The sequence below is a fragment of the Vreelandella subterranea genome (genome assembly GCF_900111305.1).
GTDB lineage: Bacteria > Pseudomonadota > Gammaproteobacteria > Pseudomonadales > Halomonadaceae > Vreelandella > Vreelandella subterranea.
Window position 1 is genome coordinate 136,919 of the sequence record NZ_FOGS01000003.1, and the last position, 23,800, is coordinate 160,718.

Genomic DNA, 23,800 nt, shown 5'->3' on the forward strand with positions numbered 1-23,800 from the left:
ATCGCAAACGGCGGGTGGCGCTCAGCCATGACCGCGGGCCGAGCGCGCAATCTCTAGTCCCCTTTTTAGCAACCCGATATCCAGGCATGATGGCGCTACTTAAACTCACGGGAACCCACCATTATGAAAGCGATCGCCTTTACCCAAAGCCTGCCCATTGATCACCCCGATGCGCTGCAGACTATCGACTTACCCACCCCAGCCCCGGAAGCCCACGATATTCGCGTTGCAGTGAGCGCCATTTCCGTTAACCCCGTTGATGCCAAAGTGCGCAGTAGCGCCCTGCCGGAAGTCGGCGAGCCGCGCGTGCTGGGCTATGATGCGGTGGGCATCGTCGATGCCGTAGGGAGTGCGGTTAGCCGTTTTCAGCCGGGCGACCGGGTGTGGTACGCGGGCAACGTTGCCCGCCAGGGCTCTAACGCCGAGTTTCAACTGGTCGATGAGCGAATCGCCAGCCTGGCGCCGAAAAGCCTCTCGGACACTCAAGCCGCCGCGTTGCCGCTGACTGCGATTACCGCCTGGGAACTGCTGTTTGATCGTCTGGAACTGGGTATGCGCAACACCCAAGGCAAAAGCCTGTTGGTGATTGGCGCAGCAGGCGGCGTGGGCTCAATTCTGGTGCAACTTGCCAAACAGCTCACCGACATTACCGTCATCGGGACAGCGTCTCGGCCCGAAAGCCAGGCCTGGGTGAAGTCACTAGGCGCCGACGCGGTGATTAATCACCACCAGCCACTTGATCAAGAGCTTAAAGCGGCGGGCTTTGACGGGGTGGATATGGTGGTCAGCCTTAACCAAACCGATCACCACTTCGATGCCATAATTGAAGCCCTTAACCCCCAGGGAAAACTGGCACTGATTGATGACCCTGAACTGATCGATGTGCGGAAGCTTAAAATGAAGAGTCTTTCACTGCATTGGGAACTGATGTTTACCCGCCCGTTATTCACCACTGACGACATTGCCAAGCAGCACGATCTGCTCACAGAAGTGGCGGCCATGGTCGATGATGGAAAGCTAGTCACCACCTTGGGAGAGGTGTTAGGCCCCATTAACGCAGAGAACTTAAAACGCGCACACGCACTTATTGAAAGCAACCGCACGATCGGCAAACTGGTCTTGGAAGGCTTTTAATCAAGCTACCGCTTAATTGACGCGGCGGCCCTGGCCCAGGGCCGTCGCACTCTGAGGCGTGAACCTGACATTAGACATGTCACGACACTGAGAGAATCGAGTCACCCCATGCATGACGATTTTGTGGCCAATCTGCGCCTACTCTGCAGCTACTACCCGTCCATTGCTGAAGTTTGTCGGCGTTTGGCGATCAATCGTGCTCAGTTTAACCGCTACCTGAGTGGACGCTATCGGCCCAGCCACGCGGCGCTTCAGCGCATTTGCCACTTTTTTGGTGTCACCACCGGTGATATTGCCCTTCCCCACTCTGATTTTCGTGCCCTGGTCCAAACCGGACAGCTCAACAGGGAAGACCCAACCACATTGCCATGGCCTAACGCACTGATTCAGCGCGGCCGCGAAGGCATGGAACGCTATATCGGCCGCTACTTTGAGCTTTATCGCTCGATGTCGCGGCCGGGGCTGTTAATGCGGACCCTGGTTTGCCTGGAAGCACGGGAGGGCGGCGTGGTCTATCAGCGTACCGAGCGGATGCAGACCCTGCCTGGCGCCCGCTCGTGCCACAACCGCTATGTAGGCACCGCGGTCAAGCTTGCTGATCGGCTCTTTTTGGTCGACCACGAAACGCTCAACGGTCATGAAATCACCCAGACGATTCTGTTTCCGAGCTTTCAGAGCCAGGTGACGCGTTTGACGGGCTTGAAAATGGGCGTGGCGGATAATAGCGAACGCATGCCCTGCTGTGTGCGGGTGGTGTATCAGCGCCTGGATGAACAGGTCAGCCTGCGCGAAGCGCTGGCACAGTGCGGCTTGATAAACCCGGAAGACCCTTCCCTGGATGACGCCCTGATCGCTGCCACCCAAAACGATGTGGCAGCTGGTGAGCATCACTTCAGAGCCAGGCATTAATTGTCAGAAACCAGCACCTGTTGAAACAGGATCGTCTCAAACTGCTCCATCGGCTCGACAGACTTGAGCGTTTTGGCACGCAGAATCGCGCCTTCCCAGCCGGAGAGAATAAAGCTGGCCAGGTGGTCGGCAGGCAACGCCGCGCTGAGTTCGCCGGCCTTTTGAGCGTCCTGCAGGCAGGCGACAAAGTACTGTTCCCAGCGCTGGAAAACGCGATCCAGAGCGTCGCGAAAGGTATCGCTTTGCCCGGAAAGCTCCTGTCCGAGGTTGCCAATCAGGCAGCCGGTCTCATGATTGCAATCGCACATATGCTCACGACCCGCCGCAAAATAGCGCCTGAGCCGCTCAAGCGCAGGTATTGTGGTGTCTCCCAGAAGCTCGGCAAGCTGGGCATCATAGGCCGTCGCAAACTGATCGATCACCGCCAGGCCAAACGCCTCTTTGCTCGAGAAATAGTGGTAAAACGACCCCTTCGGCACGCCGCAGGTTTTTAAAACGGCATTGATGCCCGTGGCATTATAGCCATGCTGGCCAATCAGTTCGGCACCGGTCTCAATGAGCTTGTCGCGCGTAGCGGTATTTTTCATATCGTCAAAAGTAGACCAGTCAGTCTATTGTTAGCAAATAAAGTGTCAGCCAAGTAGCCTTGAGCCACGTTGCGACAAGATGGGCGCTGCGCGGGGCGAGTTGCACGCAATTTACACATTGCTTACCTAATCGCTGCGTGACACAGGGTGATGCTAGCATGATACGCCCCAATAGCTCTAAGTTTCGATTTCGGCCAATGGATAACCCGCGACCATGACAGATCATCAACCTCCCTCACCATCACAACATGGTCGCATTCGGCCAAGCGCGGTGGTCGCGCTGTTTGTTTTGATAGGGGGTGCGGCACTGGCATGGTGGATCGTCACTCAGCCCCCGCGTATCGAACGCCAGCCCCCGCCCGAACCGACGCCTCCCCTGGTCGATGTGGTCAGCGTATCATCCGCCGCCCGTTCGCCTGATCTACAGGGCTTTGGCCGCGTTGAGGCCGAGCAGGAAGCCATGCTCGCCAGCCGGGTCGCCGGTCAGCTCGAACGGTTTGCCAAAGGCGTGGTGCCTGGACAGGTGGTCGAACAGGATACCCCCGTCGCGTACATCGACCAGGCTGACCTAAAGTTGGCACTGGAAGATGCCGAGGCTCAGCTAGCCGATGCCCAGGCGCAGTTGGCACTTGAACAGGCAGAGCAGCAACGCGCCCGCAGTGAGTATGAGTCTTTCGGACGCCAGCTTTCCGCCGAACGCCGCGCCTTGGTGCTCCGCGAACCCCAGTTGCGCCAGGCCCAGGCGCTGGTTGCCCAGGCCCGCGTTGCCCGCGACCAGGCCGCCTTGAACCTGGACAGGGCCACCCTGCGTTCGCCCTGGCAGGCGATGGTACAGGAGCGCCTGGTCGGCGCGGGCAGCCTGCTGAGCCAGGGCACCGAGGTGTTGCATCTGGTGGGCGTCGAGCAGTTCTGGGTGCGTGCCTCGCTGCCGGGAGAGTGGCTTGACTGGCTGCAGGAAGGCAGCCGTGTCAGCTTGTCCAGCAGCGGCTGGCCTGCAGACGCGCAGCGCCAAGGAACGCTGGTCTCCATTCTCCCCGCACTGGAAGAAAACGGCCTGCAGGCGCAGCTACTGATTGCCGTTGATGACCCGCTGGCGCTTAACACCGAAGGCCCGGCTCTGCGCTTGGGTGATGTGCTGCGCGTCTCGTTTGCCACCAGCCCCCGGCCTGACCTCATCGCCCTACCCTCCGCCGCGCTGCGGCCGGGCGAACAGGTGTGGTGGGTCGACGATGATGACCGCCTGCAGCGTAGTCACGTCACCCTGGCCTATCGCGGCCAGGAGCAGGCATTGGTCAGCAGCGGCCTGGCCGACGGCCGACGCGTCGTGACAGCAGGGTTGGCCCAGCCCAGGGAAGGTCAGCGCGTTCGTATCCGACAGCGCAGCGACACCCCCTCGAACGGCACCGGGAGTGACAGCTGATGCTGCGTAAAGGCCCCCTGGCGTGGATGGTCGACCATGGCGTTGCCCCAAACCTGCTGATGATCCTGTTTATTGTCGGCGGGCTCATGGCGTCGCTGGCGATCAAGAAGGAGATCTTCCCGGCATTTGAAACCGAGGTGGTCCAGGTCACCATCAGCTACCCGGGCGCCACGCCGGAAGATATCGAACAGAGCCTGCTGCTGCCCGTTGAGGCAGCCGTTTCCGACGTCGAAGGCATCGATGAACTGACATCCAGCGCCAGCGAGGGTAGCGCCAATATCAGCGCCACCCTGGTGGATGGCATCGACGTGATGCGCGCCTATCAGGATATTCAGCAGTCGGTTAACGCGATTACGACGCTGCCCAACGCCGCTGACCCACCCCGCTTCACCCTGGCCGGCCGTGCGCGAAGCGTATTGAGCCTGCAGGTTTACGGTCAGGCCGACCTGGGCACGCTCCACGATGCCGCGGAAAACGTCCGCGCCGAACTACAGGCCACCGACGGCCTTTCCCGTGCCGAGCTATCGGGGAATCGCGCCCGGGAAATCCAGGTACTGCTGGATGATGAAGCCATTGAGCGCTACGGCCTGGATCACCAGGCGCTTGCCAATGTGATTGGTGAGGAAGCGCTGGACCTGGCCAGCGGACAACTGACCACCGACGAAGGTGAATGGCTGGTGCGCTACCAGGGGCGACGCAACAGCGCCGCTGCCTTCGCCGAGCTGCCGGTTCTCACCAGCACCCAGGGTATGCCAATTCGACTGGGCGATATCGCCGATGTCCGCGAGGGCTTTGCCGAGACCGACCGTGAGGAATTTTATAACGGCCAACCCGGCCTTTCGGTGGATGTCTACCAGATTGGCGACCAAACGCCAACCAGCATTTCAGAAGCCGTCAACGGCGAGCTTGAGCGCCTGCGTGCCGGGCTACCCGAAGGTGTCAGCCTGGAGATTTCCCGGGACAGCTCGGCTGTCTACGAAGACCGATTGAGCCTGCTGCTGAAAAACGCCTGGATGGGCCTGGCGTTGGTCCTGGTCTTGATGGCGCTGTTTTTGGAAGCGCGCTTGGCCTTCTGGGTCACGCTGGGCATCCCCACGGCATTTCTGGGCGCGATGCTATTCCTCCCCTGGATCGGCGTGTCGCTGAACATGATATCGATGTTCGCGTTTATCATCGCGCTGGGTATTGTGGTCGACGACGCCATCATGGTGGGTGAAAATATCTACAGCTACCGTGAGGAGGGCTATTCGCTGCGCGATGCGGCGGTCAAGGGGGCCCGGGAAATCGCCACGCCACTAACCTTTGCGATTCTTTCCAACATCGTCGCCTTCCTACCGCTGCTGTTCTTGCCGGGTTTTCTGGGGCTGATTTTTGCCACCGTTCCGGTAGTGGTCATCACCGTCTTTCTGATTTCCTGGGCCGAAGCGCTGTTCATTCTGCCCGCGCACCTGGCCCATAGCCGTAAACCCCGCCAGACACCCACCTGGCAACGCCCGCTGGAAGCCTTGCGCCAACGCATGCAAGGCGGGCTTCATCACTTTACCTATCATAAGTTCGAGCCCTTCTTGCAGCGGGCACTCAATGTCCGCTGGCTGACCGTCGCGCTGGGAATCGTCATCTTGCTGGTGACGCTTGCCTGGAGCATGAGCGGACGCCTTGGCTTCTCGCTGATGCCTCGGGTCGAGTCCAATGAGGTAGAAGCCAGCATCACACTGCCCATTGGAAGCCATATCAGCGTTAGCCGTGGGCTTAGCCAACAGCTGTTGAAGGCTGGCGATCAACTAAGTCAACGCGAGGCATCTCTGCACTTCAGCAGTACCCATACCCGCTTGGACGGTGAGAGTCTGCAGGTAGAATTGGAGATTGCGCCAGAAAGCCTGGAGGACTGGCCGCCTTCCCGAGTTGCCCGGGAGTGGCGCGCGCTAACCGGCGATTTACTTGGCGCTCAGTCGGTGCGCTTTGCTTCAGATGCAGGCGGGCCCGGTAGCGGTGCGGCGCTCAGCCTACGCCTGTCACACCCTGACACCCAGGTGCTCGAAGAAGCGGCCAACCAGTTGGCCGACTCACTAAGCAACTACGGCTTGATCGATATCGACAGCGGCCTGGGCGATGGCAAACCGCAACTTGAAATGCGCCTTTCCTCCGAAGGCCGCTCGCTGGGCCTTACCGGCAGCGACCTGGCCCAGGCCCTGCGTGGCACTCTCCAGGGTGCCACGGCCCTGGAACAGTTTGTCGGGCGCAGCGAAGTCAGCGTCGAGGTACGCCTGCCCGAAGAAAACCGCAATAGCCTGAACGAACTCTACCGCCTGCCGGTGCGCACGCCCGACGGCCTCAGCGTGCCCCTTTCCCGGGTCGCGGATATCGCCCTGGGCCAGGCCTCCAGCGGCCTTGAGCGGATTAACGGCCGACGGGTTATCACCGTCACGGCGGATGCCGAGGATGATCTCCCCATCAACCAGGTGCTCGCCACCCTACAGACGGATGTTTTCCCCGACCTGGAAGCCAACTGGCCGGGGCTTGAGGTCACCCTGGGCGGTCGCCAGCAGGATACCGCCGATAACCTCGCCGCCCTGCGAACCGCCATGTGGTTGATGATTGCCGCGCTTTATGCCCTGCTCGCGATACCCTTCAAAAGCTATCTGCAACCGCTACTGGTGATGGCCGCAATACCCTTTGGTATCGTCGGGGCGATTGGCGGGCATATGCTGATGGGGTTTGGCTTGTCGATCATCAGCCTGCTCGGCATGCTGGCACTCTCCGGCGTGGTGATTAACGACGCCCTGGTGCTGATCGATTACGCCAACCGCAAGCGGCGCGAGGGCATGGCGGCGCGTGAAGCCATCGTCGCCGCTGCCACCCGTCGCCTGCGCCCGATCATGATGACCACTCTGACCACGTTTTTGGGGCTGGCGCCGATGATTCTTGAGACATCCCGGCAGGCGCGCTTCATGATTCCCATGGCGATTTCGCTGGGCTTTGGCATGCTTTTCGCCACGCTGATTCTGCTGATTCTGGTGCCCTGCCTCTACCTGAGCCTCGAGAATCTGCGCGAGCGGTCACGCACCCCGCCACAGCCGCATTCGGCAGGAGCCAGCTAATGTCGTTGATCTCGTTGCGCACACCCCTGGGGCGCTTTCGCTGGCGCTTCTCGCGGCTGGGTTTGAAGCTGTTCCTGATCATCCTGAGCGTCAACGTGGCGATTTCAACCGGTGCCTTTCTGGCCGTCTCGTACAGCATCGACCGAGGCTTTCTTGAGTATCTAAATCAGGCTCAGGAGCGCCGGGCCACCTTGCTGGCCGACAGCCTGGTCACGCGCTGGCAGCCCCGACAAAGCTGGGCATGGCTCGAGCGCTCACCGGAACGCTGGCCAATGGTCGTGCGCCACGCCCTGGGTCAGGAGCACCGCGAACGCCCTAGCCCCCTTGGCGAGGCACAGGACTTTGTGCTGCGCGATGCCGATGAACGTTTTGTGATACCGCCCCATAATGCCAGTGAGAGCAACTGGCATTGGCTCACGCTACGCAGCGACGACGAAGAGATCGGCGAACTGGGGTTTCGCCCGCCCCAGCAGGTCATGGAGCGCATGGAAAACCGCTTCCTGGAACGCCAGCAGCGCAATCTGATGATTATCGTACTCTCGCTGGGCGTCGCCTCATTCTTGCTGGCCGGCGGACTTTCCTGGTGGCTGGGGCGGCGCACACGGGCCCTGGCCACTGCCACCCAGCGCTTGACCGAAGGTGATTACCACAGCCGCCTGCCTGAGCGCGGTCGCGACGAACTTTCGCTTCTGGCCCGCGATTTCAACGTATTGGCAGCCTCCCTGGAAGCAAGCCGCAACGCCCGGGCCCGCTGGGTCTCCGACACCGCCCATGAGCTCCGCACTCCGCTGGCGGTGTTGCGCGGTGAAATTGAAGCCATGCAGGATGGCATTCGTCCGCTGAACCAAGAGAGCCTTGGGTCCCTCGGCCAGGAAGTGGATCAGCTTGAACGGCTGGTCGCCGATCTGCGTCTGCTTTCGCAAAGCGATGCTGGCGCGCTGGATATCCAGTTGGCGCCAATGAACCTAAGCGATGCCCTGGCGGGACGTCTGGAAGATGCCGAACGCTGGCTGAACGACAGCGACATGAGCCTGACCCGGCAGATCGCCCCCGATATGATGATTCGCGGCGATGCCCAGCGCCTGCGCCAACTATGGGATAACCTGATGGATAACAGCTGCGCCTATACCAGCGCCCCGGGCTCACTCGACGTCACCCTGACCCAGGACGGGAACGAGGCCGTGGTCAGCTGGCAAGACAGTGCGCCCGGGGTGCCCGATAGCGAACTTGCGCGGCTCACTGAACGGCTGTATCGGGTCGAGGGCTCGCGTAACCGTTCAAGCGGTGGTAGCGGCCTGGGCCTGTCGATCGCCAGTGCCCTGGTGCATGCCCATGGTGGCAGCCTTTCGGCCTCTCATTCGACGCTGGGTGGATTATGCTGGACACTTCGCTTCCCGTTGCTGAACACCGATAATTGATCCGGTCATTTTTCTTAAAGCGAGCTTGCCCATGATGGATAATGCCTCTTTGCTGGTCGTGGAAGACGAACCCAAAATTGCCCGACTGATGGCAGACTACCTGACCACCCACGGCTTCGAGGTGACCACCCTCGAACATGGCGACCATGTGATGCCGTGGCTTGACCAGCAGACCCCCAGCCTTATCCTGCTCGACCTGATGCTGCCCGGCAAAGACGGCCTGACGCTGTGCCGCGAAATTCGCCACCAGTGGCCGCATATCGCCATTATCATGGTGACCGCCAAGGTCGAGGAGGTGGATCGTCTGCTGGGGCTTGAACTGGGCGCCGACGACTACATGTGCAAGCCGTTCAGCCCGCGCGAGGTGGTTGCCCGTGTCAAGGCGGTACTGCGGCGAAGCCAGGCGGCCGCCGACAATACCCCGCAAGCGGCGAGCAAGGCGCTGGTAACGCTTGATGAAGACGGCTGGCAAGCGCTGGCACAGGGCCACGACCTGGGGCTGACCGCCGTGGAGTTTCAGCTGTTGCGGGTGATGATGCAGGCACCAGGGCGTATCTTCAGCCGCGAGCAGCTGATGGACCACATGTACCGAGACAACCGGATCGTTTCGGAGCGCACCGTGGACAGCCACATCAAGAAGCTGCGCAAGAAAATCCACGAAGCGCTCCCCGAGCAGGAAATTATCCGCTCGGTGTACGGGGTCGGCTACAAGTACCAGCCGGAAGGTTAGCAGCCAGTGCTCCTCAGGGGGAAACCTGGTCGTTGAGGAACGCAATCCCCGCCTCTATCGCGCCACCGCGCAGCAAAAAGCTGGCGAAATGGCCGCGGCCGTGCAGCAAATACAGCTCGCTCTCGACGCCGTTGTCGATCAGCGTCTGGTAGAAATCCCGCGCATGATCAACGGGCACCAGCTGGTCCCAGGTGCCGTGGAAGATAAAAAACGGTGGCGCGTCAGGCGTTACCTGGCGCTCGGGCGAGGCCAGGCGATACGCCTGGTTCTTTTCAGCGCGGGTACCACCGATAAAGTCGACCACCAAGCGACCGTCATCAAATTTGAGTAAATCGCTGGGCAGGCCACCGGCCAGCACAGCGGCTAAGCGGCTCTGCTCCCCTCCGTAGGGCTCCGCCAGCGGCCCTTCCGATCCTGCCAGTGCCAGCAGGCTCACCAAGTGCGCGCCGGATGAAAAGCCTACGCCCACGATGCGCTGCGTATCGACTTGCCACTCATCCGCGTTGGTGTGTATCCAGGCCATCGCCTGCTGCAGGTCATGCAACTGTGCGGGAAACTTGTAGCCCGGCGCAAAGCGGTGCTCGATATTCACCGCCACATAACCCTGCGCAGCCAGCTGCTCGGCAATCCCTCGCATATCGTCTGGGCCACGATTGCGCCACCCCCCACCGTGGACAATCAGCGCCGCGGGGCGACGGCTCCGGTTAGGTGACGCCGGTAAAAAGACCTCGGCGTTGAGCGCTTCAGGCCATGCATCAGGCGTATAGGGGATGGGCGGAAGGCGCTTATAGGACAGCGGCTGACGGGCATCTTCGTCAGCGCTACTGGCAGGCTCGCCTTGGCTGGCAAGATGCGTGACGCCGCAGCCGCTCAACAGCAACGCCAAGGCACTCACGGCACTGCAACGTCGTAAGCAGGACCACCGCAATATATTCGACACAGCATTTCTCCTTGAAAGATCCCCTGCCCCCGCAGCGAGCCTACCAAGATCACGATTATTGCACACTCCCTGCAAAGGGTTTGCACCCGGCCGGACAATACTCATAGCGTCAACCCACCAGGAGATACGTCATGACCCTTTCACTTCGTCAATTCGTTGCCCCGGCGCTGTTCGCCGCCGTCTTATTGCCATTGGCCGCGACCGCCCAGGCGGACCATCACAACGGCGAGAAACCTCATCATGACCGCGTGCGCATGGAAGAGCGAATGAAAGAACACCGTCAGGACGTTTATGAGCGTGCGGCGCTCAGCGAGGATAAGCAGCAAGCACTGAACGAGGCCCACGAGACATTTCGTGATGAAATGAAAGACGTTCGCGACGCCCATCAAACGCGTATGACCGAGATTCTGACCGAGGACGAGCAGGAAGCACTGCGCAACGCCATGCACGAGGCCCGTGAAGAATACCGCCAAGGCCACGGCAAACGTCATCATGGTGACGAAGACGCTAGCCAATAAGCGCATCTATGTCATCGCCAATACGCTTAATGCCCGGTTCTGCCGGGCATTTCTATTTCTAGCCTGACCATTTAGCGCGCTTGATCACCCAAGGCCCGCCCTGGGTGCCAGTCAACGCAGCAATACGGAGAACTGAAACACGGACTTGAAGGCAAAGGGTAAAGCGCGTATTTTATTTGAACGTTCATTTAAAATAAAACAATCAAAGATGGCTTCTCTATTCTTTGTCTAACAACAGGAGTCCGCCTCCATGGCGAAAGACAACCCCGTTCTACCCTCCCGAGACCGCCTCAACCCCGTGGTATTCCACGGTAGTGTGGCAGGCATTGTGGTCTTCCTGGTACTGACCATGCTCTTCACCGAGCAGGCCGGCGCCTTTTTTGATGCTGGCCTTGCCTGGGTGAGCAAAACCTTTGGCTGGTATTACATGCTGGCGATTGTCGCGTACCTGGTATTCGTCGCGCTGATTGGCATGTCGCGCTACGGCAGCATTCGGCTGGGGCCTGACCATTCACGACCGGAGTTTTCCCTCTTGTCGTGGTCGGCCATGCTGTTTGCCGCGGGTATCGGTATCGATCTGCTGTTCTTCAGCGTTGCCGAGCCGGTTGCCCACTATCTGGCGCCACCGGATCTGACCCCGGAAAGCCAGGCCGCCATGCGTCATGCCGTCGTTCAAACCTATCTGCACTGGGGACTCTCCGGCTGGGGACTCTACGTGTTGATGGGTATGGCGCTGGCTTACTTCAGCTACCGCCACCGCCTGCCGTTGGCAATTCGCAGCGCTCTCTATCCCATACTGGGCAAGCGCATCCATGGGCCTATCGGTAACGCTGTTGATATTACCGCGGTGATTTCCACCGTGTTCGGTATCGCGACCAGCCTGGGCATTGGCGTCATGCAGCTCAACTACGGCCTGAACTACATGTTCAACGTGCCGGAAACCCTCACCGTGCAGGTCATCCTGATTGTGCTGGTCGTGGTGTTAGCGACGATTTCCGTGGTCACTGGCGTTGAGAAAGGTATCCGCCGACTCTCCGAGTTCAACATGCTGTTGGCACTGGCGCTGATGCTGTTTGTGCTGTTTTCCGGCGATACGCTGATGCTGCTGGATAAAGTGGTCAACAACGCGGGTGATTACCTTTCCGGGTTTGTGGCCGCCAGTTTCAACACCTATGCGTTTGACGGTGAAGGCGCTCAAGAATGGAAAATGTGGTGGACGATCTTCTTCTGGGGCTGGTGGATTGCCTGGACGCCGTTTGTCGGCCTGTTTCTGGCGCGTATTTCACGTGGCCGCACCATTCGTGAGTTCGTTGCCGGTGCGCTATTTATCCCGCTGGCGTTCATGATGGTATGGATGTCGATCTTCGGCAACAGCGGTATCGAACTCGTCGCCAACCAGGGCATCACGGAGCTTGGCGAACAGGCACTCAATACGCCGCAAACCACCCTCTACACCCTGCTTGAATACTATCCGTACGTCGGCATTACGGCGGCTGTGGTCACTATCCTCGGGATTGTATTCTTTATTACCTCGGCAGACTCCGGCGCGCTGGTATTGGCCAACTTCACCTCCATTCTCAGCGACGTGAACCACGACGCGCCGATCAAACTGCGCATTTTCTGGTCCGCCATCATTGGCCTGATCACCATTGCGCTGCTAATGGCAGGCGGCCTGAACGCGCTGCAAAGTGCCGTGGTGATTACCGCCCTGCCGTTCTCACTGGTGATTTTTGCCATCATGGTGGGCATGGTCAAAGCCCTGAAGCTTGAAGGCAGCAAGGCCGACGCACGCCGCATGATTGCCGGCGGCGCCTCTGGCGGTGACTGGCGCGAGCGCCTTGACCGGGCGCTGGACACCTCCAACCGTGCAGGTGCGGCGGCCACCATCGAGCACTCGATTCGTCCGGCCATGACGCAGTTTGCCCAGGAACTGGAAAGCCGTGGACAGACCGCTAACGTCAGCGAAGAGCAGCTGGAGGGCGAATCACTGCCCAAGTTGATGCTGCAGGTCGACTTTGGCGACGCCACCAGTTTTGTCTACCAGGTCTGCCCGCACCGCATGCGGACGCCAAGCTTCATCCCGGCGGACGACGACTTCTACGTGCGGCTGGATGTCTTCCTTGCCGAAGGCGGTCAGGATAAAGACCTCAACGGCTATACCCGTGGTCAGGTGATTGGTGATCTGGTGGCCGAGTACGAGCGTCACCTGCACTTCTTGACGCTGGCAGGCCATCAACAGGCTATGCCGGGCACTATCGGTGAACCACCGGAAGAGTCCACTCAACCTTAAACCAAGCGTCCCACGCCCTCCCGGCCCGATGGCTGAGAGGGCGTTTTTTCTGTCAGCTGATGGGTAAAGTGGGCCAGCTGGGTCGGCTGACCCAGTGCGTCATGCCACTCACCAATACCGGTGAAGCGCACTCGATAACCATGGCGCTTGGCAACGCCCCTTGCCCACTGCTGAAAACGCCCCCGTGACCATTCAAACTTGTGGTCCGGATCTCGGTACTCGCCCTCTTCTAACCCGAATAGCGGGTTATAGTCGGCATTGGGCGTGGTAATCACCAGGTAGGCAGGCCGAAAGTTGGCAAACACCGCTTTTTCCAAAGCCGACAGTTGCGCAGGCGGGATATGCTCAATGGTTTCCACCATCGCCGCGGCTGAAAAGTGCTTGAGCGGTTGTTTGTCATCTGTATACGAGCCACAGATTAGCTCTAGACACTGATTTGCTCGGGGTAAATCCGCCAGACGAAATTTGGCTTGCGCTAATAGTTCACCGTCCAGTTCCACGCCAACGACACGCTCAAACTGCTCCACCTGCAATAAGTATTGCAACAACCCTCCAGAGCCGCAGCCTAAATCCAATACGTTCTGGGCCTGGGTTGCACGGAGCTGCTCGGCGACGTAAAGCAGGCGCTGCTGGTGAAGATCCGGCGTTTCTATATCGATCACACAGACTCCAATGTAAAGTCAAAGGCCCTTTGTGAATCGGTCGTATCGAACAACTTGGCGAAACTGTCAGCCTGTGCAACGCCATGCAACTGCATCGCAAGCGGCAATAGCTGGACGTCCACCGGAAAGTTGCCTGCGGCAAACCATCGCACAATGCCCATCATGCATAACGCCCCGTTGTGCAAATTCAATGAGCAGAGTAACGTAACAGGTTGATTTGCTTGCCCACCCAGGAGGCCTATCGCATGTCCCGCTCGAGTTACATTTTTCCGGTGCCTGGTAGCGCACTCATCCGCACCTGGCGTGAAGGATACACCCTTGGCAAATTGAAGCGCGATATACTGGCGGGGCTCACGATTGGCGTAGTGGCGGTACCGCTTTCCATGGCGCTGGCAATTGCCACCGGCGTCCCTCCTCAACATGGGCTCTACACTGCCATCGTGGCAGGCGCAGTGATCGCCTTGACTGGCGGTTCGCGGTTCAATATCTCCGGCCCTACCGCCGCCTTTGTGGTCATCCTGTTTCCCATCGTGGCCAGCCACGGCCTGGGTGGGCTGCTGATTGCCACACTGATGGCGGGTGCCATCTTGGTCGCACTGGGGGTGTCGCGGCTGGGCAGCCTGATTCAGTACGTGCCTTATCCGGTGATTCTCGGCTTTACAGCGGGTATCGGCGTGGTGATTGCGCTATTGCAACTGCCGGACTTTCTGGGCCTGTCTGGCGTCGAGCTTGGCGATAGCACCCTGCATAACCTGATGCTGATCGGCCAGGCGCTACCCAGTCTTTCACCCGCAGAGGTCAGTGTCGGGCTTATCACCTTGGCGACGCTGATCATCTGGCCCCGCCTGAATACCCCCGTCCCGGCCCCGCTGGTCGGTTTGGCGATGGGGACGCTGATGGCCGCGCTGCTGATGATGAGTGGCGTTGAAGTCGATACCATCGCCTCACGTTTCAGTTGGGAGTTCGAAGGCCAAACCGGCGGTGGCATTCCCCCCTTCGCGCCTAGTTTTTCAGCACCATGGCATTTTCCTGGGGCGGATGGCACACCCCTTGAGATCAACTTTGCGCTGATTCAGTCGTTACTCGGTCCGGCACTGGCGATTGCGCTCTTGGCGGCCATTGAGTCACTGCTGTGTGCCGCGGTGGCGGATGGCCTGACACGCACCCGCCATGATCCTAACGCCGAGCTAATTGGTCAGGGCCTGGGCAATATGGTGGTGCCTTTCTTTGGCGGCATTACCGCTACCGCGGCCCTGGCCCGCACCGCGACCAATATCAAAAGCGGTGCCTGCTCCCCTGTCGCCGCGGTGGTGCATTCGCTGGTGGTACTGCTCGCCGTGGTCGCTTTGGCGGGTGTACTGGGTTACGTTCCCATGGCCGCCCTGGCCGCCCTGCTGTTTATCATTGCCTGGAACATGAGCGAGGCGCGCCACTTTGTGCATACGCTGAAAAGCGCCCCCGCCAGCGATGTCGCCGTGCTGGTAATCTGCTTTGCATTGACGGTGATTTTCGACATGGTTATCGCGGTGGCGGTCGGCATTGGCTTGGCAGCGGCGTTATTTATTCGCCGTATGGCCCAGTTGACCCATACCCGGCGCTTGACCGCACCCGACACCGCTGAATACTTCCCGGCGGAAGTGGCGCTTTATAAGGTCAGTGGCCCGCTGTTTTTTGGCGCGGCCGAAAAGGCCATTGCCACGCTAAGAGTCATTGATCACGGCGTTCGGGTGGTCGTGCTGGATATGCGCGATGTGCCGAGCCTGGATACCACTGGCATGGTGGCACTGGATACCTTGCGCCGAGAGCTGGGCGAACAGGGAGTAAGCGTCATATTGGTTGGGCTGCCGCCGCGGATGGCACTGAAACTCAAACGCGCAGGCATTAAGCGCGAAGCGGGTAAGTTTGCGGTCGTCAGCAACCTTGCCCACGCCGAGCGCATGGCGCGCCGTTGGTTGGGTAGCGCTGCCTAACGGGCAGATGCGGACAGCAAAAAGCATCCCGACGGTCATTGCAATGAACACATGGCCGGGATGCCTATGATGACGTGTTACAAATCGCTAAGTCTTAGAAGAAGCCCAGCGGATTGATGTCATAGCTGACCAGCAGGTTTTTGGTCTGCTGATAGTGTTCCAGTGCCATCTTGTGGGTTTCGCGACCAACGCCGGATTTCTTGTAGCCACCGAAGGCCGCGTGGGCGGGGTACTGGTGGTAGCAGTTGGTCCAGACACGCCCGGCCTGAATCCCCCGGCCCATGCGGAAAGCGACGTTCATGTCGCGGCTCCACACGCCGGCGCCCAAACCAAACTCGGTGTCGTTGGCAATCGCCAGCGCCTCTTCTTCGTCCTTGAAGGTGGTGACCGCTACCACCGGGCCAAAGATCTCTTCCTGGAAGACACGCATCTGGTTATTACCCTTCAGCAGCGTTGGCTGAATGTAGTAACCGCTGTTGATGCTGTCGTCCAGGGTCTCCTTGTTGCCGCCCGTGAGGAACTCGGCGCCTTCATCGCGGGCAATATCCATGTACGACATGATCTTGTCGAACTGTTCCTGAGACGCCTGCGCGCCTACCTGGACGTCGGTATCCAGCGGGTTACCACGCTTGATGGTCTGCGTACGCTCGATGACCTTGGCCATGAACTCGTCGTACATGCTTTCCTGGATCAGCGCCCGAGAGGGGCAGGTACACACCTCGCCCTGGTTAAAGAACGCCAGCACCAGGCCTTCGACCGCTTTATCAATGAACGTCGGCTCGGCGTTCATGATATCGGCGAAGTAGATATTGGGGGATTTGCCGCCCAGCTCCACGGTGGAGGGAATGATGTTCTCCGCTGCGCACTTCAGAATATGCGAGCCGACCGGGGTGGAGCCGGTAAAGGCGATTTTGGCGATACGTTTGCTGCTGGCCAGTGCCTGGCCTGCTTCAGCACCAAAGCCGTTGACGATATTGAGCACGCCCGGAGGTAGCAGGTCGCCAATCAATTCGACGACTTTCAAAATCGATGCTGGCGTCTGCTCGGCAGGTTTGAGCACCACGCAGTTACCCGCCGCCAGCGCAGGCGCCAGCTTCCAGGTAGCCATCAGAATCGGGAAATTCCAGGGAATAATCTGCCCCACCACGCCCAGCGGTTCATGGAAGTGGTAGGCCACCGTGTTGCCGTCTATATCCGCCGCCGTGCCTTCCTGGGAGCGTATGCAGCCGGCAAAGTAGCGGAAGTGGTCAACGGCAAGCGGGAGGTCAGCGTTCAGGGTTTCGCGCACCGCCTTGCCGTTATCCCAGGTTTCGGCAACGGCCAGCATTTCCAGGTTCTGTTCGATGCGGTCGGCGATCTTGAGCAGGATATTGCTGCGCTCTTGTGCCGACGTTTTGCCCCAGGCAGGTGCCGCGCTGTGGGCTGCGTCCAGGGCCTTGTCGATATCCTCAGCACTTGAGCGGGGAATTTCGCAAAACACTCGGCCGTTAACCGGACTGACGTTATCGAAGTATTGGCCCTTCACCGGGGGGACAAACTCGCCGCCGATGTAATTGCCGTAGCGTTTTTCGAATGATACCAGTGAACCAGCATCACCAGGATTGGCGTATATCATTATTGAGCTCCTGCGTATTATGATTATTAAAGGTTGCTCATGCAGTGTTGGTCAGACGGGCGCAACGCGATATACCCCGTTGGCAGGATGCGCCCTCATCCCTTGGTAGGAGACGCCATGTATTCGTTATTGGTGGCAGACGATCATCCGCTGTTTCGCGACGCGCTGCAGGTGGTGGTCAGCAGCGGCTTGCCGCATAGCCAACTTTTGGAAGCCGATAGCCTCGCCGCTGCCATCCCCCTGATTAGCGAGCACGACGGCCTGGACTTGCTGCTGCTCGACCTGAGCTTGCCCGATGCGGAAGGCCTCGACGGTCTGACCCACCTGCGCGCGGCGTTTCCCTGGCTGCCGGTGGCGATTATTTCGGCGCATCAGGAGCGTCAGCTAGTACTGGATGCGATCAGCCTGGGCGCTGTGGGTTACATCCCCAAATCAACCCCTAGAGAGGCCATGATCAGTGCGCTCACCCAGATTCTCGAAGGGCAACTCTATCTGCCTTCCGATGTCATGCGCCGCCCTCCCTCCGCAAGGCCCCCGGCCGAATCCAGGCCATCGGCAGCCACCGAACCCCCGGCCGGTGACAAGCTCGCCCGGTTGACCGACAAGCAGCTTGCGGTGTTGAGCTGCATGACCCAGGGCATGTCGAACAAGCTGATCGCCCGCGAACTAAGCATTGCCGAGACGACCGTCAAAACCCACGTCTCGGCGATCTTGCGCAAACTGGAAGCCACCAGCCGCGTCCATGCCATCGTGATGGCGGGCGAGGCGAACCTGCCGCTTTACTTGGCCAGCCGCACGACGCGCTAACCCTGGCTGCCCTGTGGGGTTAACAGGCTGACCAGCAGCATCCTCAGGCGCATCGGCTTTAACGGTTTCAACAAGCAGTGCATGCCCGCCTCGCGGGCGGAACGGCTGAGTTGCGCATCATGGTTGGCGGTAATCACCACCGCTGCCAAGCCTGGATAGCGACGGCGCAGGCGCGCCGCCAGCGCCAAGCCTGTTTCCCGGTGATCGCCAAGATGATAATCAACCAGCAAGACGTCAGGGGTCTCGCCATCACTGGTGGCTTCAAGCGCACTGGCCGTGGCCGCCGCCCTGACCCGGCAGCCCCAGCTCCCCAGCAGCGCCTGCATGCCGTCGATAATCGCCTCATCGTCATCGATGACCCACACCACGCACTCAGCAAGCGGCGACCCGGGGTCATCGTCTGCCACGGCCCCTCTCGGCTCAGCACTACGTCGAGACGAAGCGGCATGGGAAGACGCATACGGCACGGTGATTGAAAACAGCGAGCCATGCCCGGACCGAGAGGCCAGCGTTACCGGCTGCTCCAGCATGGTGCTGATGCGGTCGACGATAGCCAAGCCGAGGCCCAGCCCTCGGCTGTGATGGCGCTGGGCCTCCGGGGAGCGCTGAAACTCGAGGAAGATCGCTTCGCGCTGCTGTTCGGCAATCCCTGGGCCGGTATCACCGACCATGATCTCCACGCCTTCTGGGCGGCGGCGGCAGCCCAACAGCACGTGGCCTTGCTCGGTATAGCGCACGGCGTTGCTCAAGAAGTTACGGATCACCCTTGCCAGCAGCGCCAGGTCTGACTCCACCATGACATGCGACGGCACGTAATGCAGGCTCAAGCCTCGCACGGCCGCCACCTGACGGTATTCCTCCGCCAAGGCGTCCAGCAGAGTGCTGACCGCAAAGGGTGCCTTGTCGGCGTGCAGCACCCCCGCATCCAGACGCGAAATATCCACCAGCGTGCCCAGCAACCCTTCGACATCTTTCAACGAGCGCCCCACATGGCCGACCAGGGTAGTCGATGCCTCGGGCAAGGAATGAGCTTCCAGGGCACTGACAAACAGCCGGGCGGCGTTAAGCGGCTGCAGCAGGTCGTGACTGACGGCCGCGAGAAACTTGGTTTTCGACAGGTTGGCGGCGTCGGCATCGGCTTTTGCCGCCTGTAGACGGGCGTTGGCCTGCCCCAGCTCATCCAGGGCACGGTGCAGCGCATCGGTGCGTTCCTTGACCTGTTCGGCCAGCAGAACGGAGCGCTCGAAAGCCGCGTAAGGCGCGCCATCGGCACCGCTGCCCGATTCCACGCGGCTCATCAGCGCCTGGCACACTTTGCGCAGACGGCGATTTTCTTCGCGTAAAGCCTCGGGGCTGAGTGTCGTGTCGTCACTCGTCGAGAGTTGGAAGAGTGCCAAGTGCCACTCCTGTAAAGGTTTGATTGACATGCATGCCGTGGTGCTGCTCACCGTAGGTGTTAAACCCTATCACCCGCGAGCGGCGCAGCAGTGCCGAGGCCTGCTCAAGATGGTCGACCGCTTCCAGCTCCATGCGGCGCAAGAAGCAGTCGCAGCCAATCATCAGCGATGGTGGCCCCAACCGTGCCGTCACCCCGTCAAGCATGCGATTGAGATCATCCAGTAACGGAGCAGGCTGCATTGCCGTCAGGACAATGCCGTTTTCCACCGCACAGTAAAAGTTTAGGCTACCGTCGTCGTTCACGCGCTGAATCGAGCGCACGAAATGCTGTCCCCCAAGTTGTACCGCGAGGGGGTGCCGCGCAAATACCTCGGGCACGAGGGCATCTAGCGGGACGCCGACCAAGTCAGCGTAGACACTGGCCGCAGGAAGGCCGTTCAGCTCCACCACGCGCCGGCGATCGCGGTCCGCTTCGGTCACGACCAGCTTATGCGCCAACGGCAACAGATGATGGGTCGAGAACACTTCAAACGGTAGGCACGTATTGATCATGACGACCACGGCGGCACGGCTGTGAAAGCGCCCGTTGGCATACACATGGGTGTGGGCAAGATGGTTATCGTCACCGGCGGAGCCGCCGAAGCTGGGTATACGCCCCAGGGCTGCGTCCAGGGTCGCCAGCACCTGCTCCTCACGGCTTGAAAGCCCGTCCAGCAAGGTCAGCGCAAAACTGTGCTCGTTCACCGGTGCCAGCGCCCGACGACGGCAGCGCTCGGTCAAGTCATCGACCAGCGGCTGGGCGTCACTCAGCGCGAAACGGTCCAGATCGTCGACCAGCGACGCTTCCATGGCGAATACCCGATGATCAAAGCCAATCGCCACAATGCTGCCGCGATCATACCCCTCGGGGGTAATCTCGCCTGCTGTGGTGCAGCCACTGACCGGTACCGTCGGAAAAGCGCGGTCCAGCGCGGCCGATAACCGATCCAGATCATACTCGGCACTGCAGAAAAAAATGACGCCGCCAAGATCGGCATGGCTGAGGCCCTCGGCCAATGCTTGCACTGCCTGCTCGGCATTTGCCGATCGGCTGGCGACCACCACAGTGCCGTGGTTAGCGAGAGAAGTCGTCACGCTGCCATTTCTCCAACGCCAAATGCGTACGCGCGGCGGTCTGACGCAGCTTATCCAAGGCGTGATTCAGCTCGCCGGTAGCCGTCGTCTTGGCGACCAATATCTCGAGCCGCTTGGCGTACTTCGCCACCTGCTGCGCCCCGATACTCAGCGCTTCACCGCGCAGTTGATGGGCCAGACGTGCAACCTGTTGGGTGTGCTCGTCGGACAAGGTGTCAAACTCGAGGTAGGCCGTAAACTGTGCCAGATAATCCTCGACTTGCCGGTGGTACAGGGCAATAAGCTCGCGCAGATGATCCTCTTCAAGGTTGCTGGAAAGGCTGGCCAAGGTGTCCTCATTGAGCAGGGTGTCATCGCTTGAAGGCGCTGTGGATTGAGGCGAAGCGTCCGTAGCCTCACCCAACTGAAAAGCGAGAACGTTGCTCAACGCATCGGTTGATAGCGGCTTGGTGATGTAGTCGTTCATGCCTGCCTTCAGGCAACGCTGCCGGTCGTCCTCAACACCGCCGGCGGTCATGGCCACGATGGGCACCTCGACCAGCCACCCCCCCTGCGCACGCAGCTTGCGGGTGATATCCAGGCCATCCGTATCGGGGAGTTGAATATCCATAAAAATCAGATGGAAACGCTGCGCCGCCACCATGGCCAGCGCATCATGACCACTTTCAGCACAGACCACATCGCAGCCCAAGTGCGCCAGCAACTCAACGGCGACTTTACGGTTGATAGCGTTGTCCTCCACCAATAGTAGCGACGTACCGGCAAAATGTGGCTGGGTCGAAGACGACGGCAGCTCCGTGCGCTGCTGGGGCGTCGCTTCCTCCAGGGGTAGTTGGCAGCGGAAGGTGCTGCCCTCACCCGGCTGGCTATCAACACTCATCTGCCCCCCCATGGCGTCGCTTAATCGCTTGGAAATGGCCAGCCCAAGGCCGGTGCCGCCAAAACGCCGGGCGACCGATGCATCGGCCTGCTGGAAAGGCTCGAAAAGACGCTGTTGTTGTGCGTCGCTCAGGCCGCAGCCCGTATCACTGACGTCGAAGAATAAATGGTCAACCGTGGCGGAGACCCGTACAGAGACCGCCCCGTCATCGGTGAACTTGATGGCGTTAGCCAGCAGGTTGAGCAGAATTTGCCGTAGCCGACCGGCATCAACCATTACCCAGGCAGGTACCCGTTCATCCACATCGGTCGTGAGCATCAGTCCTTTGGCTTCAGCCCTTGGCTCGAACAACGCCACGACGCTTTCCACCAGCGGCTTGACCGCAGTGGGTGCCGTTTCGAGACGAAGATGACCGGCTTCGATTTTGGAAAAGTCCAGAATTTCATTGATCATCGCCAGTAACTGATTGGCACTGTCATAAATCGTGTTGGCGTAATCTTCAACCTGTACCCGATTGGCGGGCTCGCGCAACAATTCGCTCATTCCGATGACGCCATTGAGCGGCGTGCGAATTTCATGACTCACCATGGCGAGAAAGTCGGATTTCGCTTGATTGGCTGCCTGGGCCTGCTTGGCGGTGACTTCCAACTGGCGGCTCAGCGCTTCCTGGTCTCGCCGGGCAGCGGCGCTCTCGCGCATTTCCCGCACCAGAAACACCACCACCAGCAAGGCCGCCAGGCTCATCGCCATAATCAGGCTCATCAACAGCTTGTACAGCAGGCTAAGCTGGGCGCGCTCTTCCGTGGCAGACTCTGCCAGATAACCGTTGATGGTGATCACCAGCCGTTCGGTGAGCCGCGTCAGCGCTCGCAGTTCGGTTTCCAGCGCGGTGATCGGCATCTGCTGGAGAGTTTCGTGGGGCTCGAACATCGGGTCGAGAGTGTCTAGCTGCTGCTGGATGTCATCGAGCAGTTCGCGCGCAGGGTCAATACGGTTGAGCAGCTCGCTGACCTCCCCTTCATTGAGCAAGGTAAGGCGGCTATAGAGCAGCTCAAACCCCAGTTCCAACTCATCCTGAGCACTCGGCGCTATCGGCCCCCGGGTTGCGTTGAGTAGCTGATTGAGCAACTGGACCGCATCACGGTCCAGCTTGTAAACCACCCAGGAAGTGTCCTCACGCAGGGTTTGGGTCAGGTTATCCTGCCGCCAGGCGGCGATTGTCGCCACGACCAGGGCTGCCGCAAACAGCACCACGGCGGCCATGGCAACCAGTTTGAAGCGCCATGGATAACGCAGCAAGCGAGGATAATGCGTCAAGGGAACGCTAGAGGACATTGATCAGCATCACCTGCCAGACGGCTCGAAAGCGCATTTTCTCACTCAGCAGGGCGTCATCCTGGTCAAAGGGATACAGGACCCAAAGCGGGCCGTATTCTCGGACTGGAATCGCCTCGCCATCGCGTTTGTGGGCCAGAATGACATCGTAGTCATAAAAATCACTGACCGGAATCTCCGCCTCGTAACCATTAAGCGCCAGTACATTGATGCTGCCATCCTCCACACCCAGATGCGCCAGCAGGTCGCGCATCAGCGGGCCTTCATAATGATTGCGGCTGTCGGTCCAGGGTGTGGTCGTGGCAAAATCATGCTGCGGCAGTTGCTCCAGCATCCTGCGATCAAAATGCGCTTCATCATCGACATTTGTGGGGGCAATATCGCCCACAACTTTCAGAATCACCGGCCCCGTCGGCGCATGGCTTTCAACTGACATGGACGCGCCCCCCGCCAGCGGAATGCTGAACGCCAGCAGGGCGGCTTTCAATAAAAACGCCTTCACTGCGATATCCCCTTCGGGCAACTAGCGGACAATCATGACCGACATCTTGGCATGGTGCACCACATGCTCGGCGTTAGGCCCAAGTACGTAATCAACAAACTTGCGCTTGGTATGTGAGGCCATGACGATCAGATCGATATCCAGCTGTTTACCGACCTTGATGATCGCCTCCCACGGTGAACCGTCGACAATCACGCTTTGCGTATTGATTGTTTCAGGCACGTGCTCTTCTATAAAAGCATGTTGGGCGTCCTTGACGGCCTCATGCGCCTTCTTGGAGAAGTCTTTAGGAAAATACGCCCCCACCATGGGCATCTTGAAGTCCGGCAGCACCGTCACCACGTGAAGCGACGCGTCAAACGTATGGCACAGCTTGATGGCCGTGGGTAACGCCTTGCCCCACGAACTCTCTTCATTGAGATCAACGGGCAGTAAAATTTTGTGGTACATGAC

The 23,800-nt window shown here is 59.8% G+C and carries 20 protein-coding genes; 10 read left to right on the forward strand and 10 right to left on the reverse strand.

The window, feature by feature from the left end:
• The first annotated feature begins 123 nt into the window (after positions 1-123).
• Positions 124-1,134, forward strand: coding sequence for a zinc-binding alcohol dehydrogenase family protein (locus BMX75_RS06185; protein ID WP_092826241.1), 1,011 nt, complete (start codon positions 124-126; stop codon positions 1,132-1,134).
• 108 nt (positions 1,135-1,242) lie between these two features.
• The gene (locus BMX75_RS06190; RefSeq protein WP_092826243.1) at positions 1,243-2,043 is read left to right on the forward strand and encodes a helix-turn-helix domain-containing protein; all 801 of its coding nucleotides are present in this window, start codon (positions 1,243-1,245) and stop codon (positions 2,041-2,043) included.
• On the opposite strand, the gene BMX75_RS06195 is transcribed toward BMX75_RS06190, so the two are convergent.
• Positions 2,040-2,630: a TetR/AcrR family transcriptional regulator gene (locus tag BMX75_RS06195; RefSeq protein WP_092826245.1), complete on the reverse strand. Its 591-nt coding sequence runs from the start codon at positions 2,628-2,630 to the stop codon at positions 2,040-2,042. The genes BMX75_RS06190 and BMX75_RS06195 overlap by 4 nt on opposite strands.
• A gap of 214 nt (positions 2,631-2,844) precedes the next feature.
• On the opposite strand from BMX75_RS06195, the gene BMX75_RS06200 reads away from it, so the two are divergent.
• Genes BMX75_RS06200 through BMX75_RS06215 form a run of 4 tightly spaced genes read left to right on the forward strand, consistent with a single transcriptional unit; the run spans position 2,845 to position 9,296 of the window.
• Positions 2,845-4,050 carry an efflux RND transporter periplasmic adaptor subunit gene (locus tag BMX75_RS06200; RefSeq protein WP_092826247.1) on the forward strand — a complete coding sequence of 402 codons (1,206 nt, stop codon included), beginning with the start codon at positions 2,845-2,847 and terminating at the stop codon, positions 4,048-4,050.
• Entirely contained in the window at positions 4,050-7,148 is a 3,099-nt protein-coding gene (locus tag BMX75_RS06205) for an efflux RND transporter permease subunit (protein ID WP_092826249.1), read from the forward strand. The genes BMX75_RS06200 and BMX75_RS06205 overlap by 1 nt, the downstream gene beginning before the upstream one ends.
• The gene (locus BMX75_RS06210) at positions 7,148-8,566 is read left to right on the forward strand and encodes an ATP-binding protein (protein ID WP_175474703.1); all 1,419 of its coding nucleotides are present in this window, start codon (positions 7,148-7,150) and stop codon (positions 8,564-8,566) included. The genes BMX75_RS06205 and BMX75_RS06210 overlap by 1 nt, the downstream gene beginning before the upstream one ends.
• Positions 8,567-8,597: 31 nt before the next feature.
• A complete protein-coding gene (locus BMX75_RS06215) occupies positions 8,598-9,296 on the forward strand; it encodes a response regulator (RefSeq protein ID WP_092826251.1) in 699 nt (232 codons plus the stop codon).
• A 13-nt stretch (positions 9,297-9,309) separates the two neighbouring features.
• Here the strand turns inward: BMX75_RS06215 and BMX75_RS06220 are convergent, their stop codons facing one another.
• On the reverse strand, positions 9,310-10,236 hold the full coding sequence (locus tag BMX75_RS06220; RefSeq protein WP_245748394.1) for an alpha/beta hydrolase: 927 nt from the start codon (positions 10,234-10,236) through the stop codon (positions 9,310-9,312).
• Positions 10,237-10,367: 131 nt separating this feature from the next.
• On the opposite strand from BMX75_RS06220, the gene BMX75_RS06225 reads away from it, so the two are divergent.
• Positions 10,368-10,754, forward strand: a complete 387-nt coding sequence (locus tag BMX75_RS06225; protein WP_092826255.1) for a hypothetical protein — start codon at positions 10,368-10,370, stop codon at positions 10,752-10,754.
• A 250-nt stretch (positions 10,755-11,004) separates the two neighbouring features.
• Positions 11,005-13,044 carry a choline BCCT transporter BetT gene (betT, locus tag BMX75_RS06230; RefSeq protein ID WP_092826257.1) on the forward strand — a complete coding sequence of 680 codons (2,040 nt, stop codon included), beginning with the start codon at positions 11,005-11,007 and terminating at the stop codon, positions 13,042-13,044.
• On the opposite strand, the gene BMX75_RS06235 is transcribed toward betT, so the two are convergent.
• On the reverse strand, positions 13,041-13,706 hold the full coding sequence (locus tag BMX75_RS06235) for a methyltransferase domain-containing protein (protein ID WP_092826259.1): 666 nt from the start codon (positions 13,704-13,706) through the stop codon (positions 13,041-13,043). The genes betT and BMX75_RS06235 overlap by 4 nt on opposite strands.
• Positions 13,703-13,870, reverse strand: a complete 168-nt coding sequence (locus tag BMX75_RS18040) for a hypothetical protein (protein ID WP_175474704.1) — start codon at positions 13,868-13,870, stop codon at positions 13,703-13,705. Before BMX75_RS18040 ends, BMX75_RS06235 begins: the two co-directional genes overlap by 4 nt.
• 81 nt (positions 13,871-13,951) lie before the next feature.
• Between BMX75_RS18040 and dauA the strand changes: the two genes are divergently transcribed.
• Positions 13,952-15,676 (forward strand): C4-dicarboxylic acid transporter DauA, encoded by a 1,725-nt coding sequence (gene dauA, locus BMX75_RS06240; protein WP_092826261.1) that lies wholly within the window; start codon positions 13,952-13,954, stop codon positions 15,674-15,676.
• A gap of 94 nt (positions 15,677-15,770) precedes the next feature.
• On the opposite strand, the gene exaC is transcribed toward dauA, so the two are convergent.
• The gene (gene exaC / locus BMX75_RS06245; protein WP_092826263.1) at positions 15,771-17,291 is read right to left on the reverse strand and encodes an acetaldehyde dehydrogenase ExaC; all 1,521 of its coding nucleotides are present in this window, start codon (positions 17,289-17,291) and stop codon (positions 15,771-15,773) included.
• Positions 17,292-17,408: 117 nt separating this feature from the next.
• On the opposite strand from exaC, the gene BMX75_RS06250 reads away from it, so the two are divergent.
• On the forward strand, positions 17,409-18,098 hold the full coding sequence (locus BMX75_RS06250) for a response regulator (protein WP_092826265.1): 690 nt from the start codon (positions 17,409-17,411) through the stop codon (positions 18,096-18,098).
• On the opposite strand, the gene BMX75_RS06255 is transcribed toward BMX75_RS06250, so the two are convergent.
• From BMX75_RS06255 to BMX75_RS06275, 5 genes are read right to left on the reverse strand one after another with little or no spacing between them, the layout of a single operon-like run.
• Positions 18,095-19,495: an ATP-binding response regulator gene (locus tag BMX75_RS06255; RefSeq protein ID WP_092826267.1), complete on the reverse strand. Its 1,401-nt coding sequence runs from the start codon at positions 19,493-19,495 to the stop codon at positions 18,095-18,097. The genes BMX75_RS06250 and BMX75_RS06255 overlap by 4 nt on opposite strands.
• Positions 19,467-20,630 (reverse strand): nitric oxide-sensing protein NosP, encoded by a 1,164-nt coding sequence (gene nosP, locus BMX75_RS06260; RefSeq protein WP_092826269.1) that lies wholly within the window; start codon positions 20,628-20,630, stop codon positions 19,467-19,469. The genes BMX75_RS06255 and nosP overlap by 29 nt, the downstream gene beginning before the upstream one ends.
• A complete protein-coding gene (locus tag BMX75_RS06265; RefSeq protein ID WP_092826271.1) occupies positions 20,611-22,845 on the reverse strand; it encodes a hybrid sensor histidine kinase/response regulator in 2,235 nt (744 codons plus the stop codon). Before BMX75_RS06265 ends, nosP begins: the two co-directional genes overlap by 20 nt.
• Positions 22,835-23,347, reverse strand: coding sequence for a putative pterin-binding protein (locus BMX75_RS06270; protein WP_340148045.1), 513 nt, complete (start codon positions 23,345-23,347; stop codon positions 22,835-22,837). Before BMX75_RS06270 ends, BMX75_RS06265 begins: the two co-directional genes overlap by 11 nt.
• Positions 23,348-23,368: 21 nt before the next feature.
• On the reverse strand, positions 23,369-23,797 hold the full coding sequence (locus BMX75_RS06275; protein ID WP_092826273.1) for a universal stress protein: 429 nt from the start codon (positions 23,795-23,797) through the stop codon (positions 23,369-23,371).
• Between the last annotated feature and the right edge of the window lie 3 nt (positions 23,798-23,800).

What these genes read in the sequence shown, in the direction of transcription:
- BMX75_RS06265 (WP_092826271.1), bottom strand. Translation starts at nt 22,845, where the DNA reads ATGTCCTCTAGCGTTCCCTTGACGCATTATCCTCGCTTGCTGCGTTAT.
- BMX75_RS06250 (WP_092826265.1), top strand. Translation starts at nt 17,409, where the DNA reads ATGTATTCGTTATTGGTGGCAGACGATCATCCGCTGTTTCGCGACGCG.
- exaC (WP_092826263.1), bottom strand. Translation starts at nt 17,291, where the DNA reads ATGATATACGCCAATCCTGGTGATGCTGGTTCACTGGTATCATTCGAA.
- dauA (WP_092826261.1), top strand. Translation starts at nt 13,952, where the DNA reads ATGTCCCGCTCGAGTTACATTTTTCCGGTGCCTGGTAGCGCACTCATC.
- BMX75_RS06200 (WP_092826247.1), top strand. Translation starts at nt 2,845, where the DNA reads ATGACAGATCATCAACCTCCCTCACCATCACAACATGGTCGCATTCGG.
- BMX75_RS18040 (WP_175474704.1), bottom strand. Translation starts at nt 13,870, where the DNA reads ATGATGGGCATTGTGCGATGGTTTGCCGCAGGCAACTTTCCGGTGGAC.
- BMX75_RS06275 (WP_092826273.1), bottom strand. Translation starts at nt 23,797, where the DNA reads ATGTACCACAAAATTTTACTGCCCGTTGATCTCAATGAAGAGAGTTCG.
- BMX75_RS06185 (WP_092826241.1), top strand. Translation starts at nt 124, where the DNA reads ATGAAAGCGATCGCCTTTACCCAAAGCCTGCCCATTGATCACCCCGAT.
- BMX75_RS06195 (WP_092826245.1), bottom strand. Translation starts at nt 2,630, where the DNA reads ATGAAAAATACCGCTACGCGCGACAAGCTCATTGAGACCGGTGCCGAA.
- BMX75_RS06190 (WP_092826243.1), top strand. Translation starts at nt 1,243, where the DNA reads ATGCATGACGATTTTGTGGCCAATCTGCGCCTACTCTGCAGCTACTAC.
- BMX75_RS06215 (WP_092826251.1), top strand. Translation starts at nt 8,598, where the DNA reads ATGATGGATAATGCCTCTTTGCTGGTCGTGGAAGACGAACCCAAAATT.
- BMX75_RS06205 (WP_092826249.1), top strand. Translation starts at nt 4,050, where the DNA reads ATGCTGCGTAAAGGCCCCCTGGCGTGGATGGTCGACCATGGCGTTGCC.
- BMX75_RS06210 (WP_175474703.1), top strand. Translation starts at nt 7,148, where the DNA reads ATGTCGTTGATCTCGTTGCGCACACCCCTGGGGCGCTTTCGCTGGCGC.
- BMX75_RS06225 (WP_092826255.1), top strand. Translation starts at nt 10,368, where the DNA reads ATGACCCTTTCACTTCGTCAATTCGTTGCCCCGGCGCTGTTCGCCGCC.
- betT (WP_092826257.1), top strand. Translation starts at nt 11,005, where the DNA reads ATGGCGAAAGACAACCCCGTTCTACCCTCCCGAGACCGCCTCAACCCC.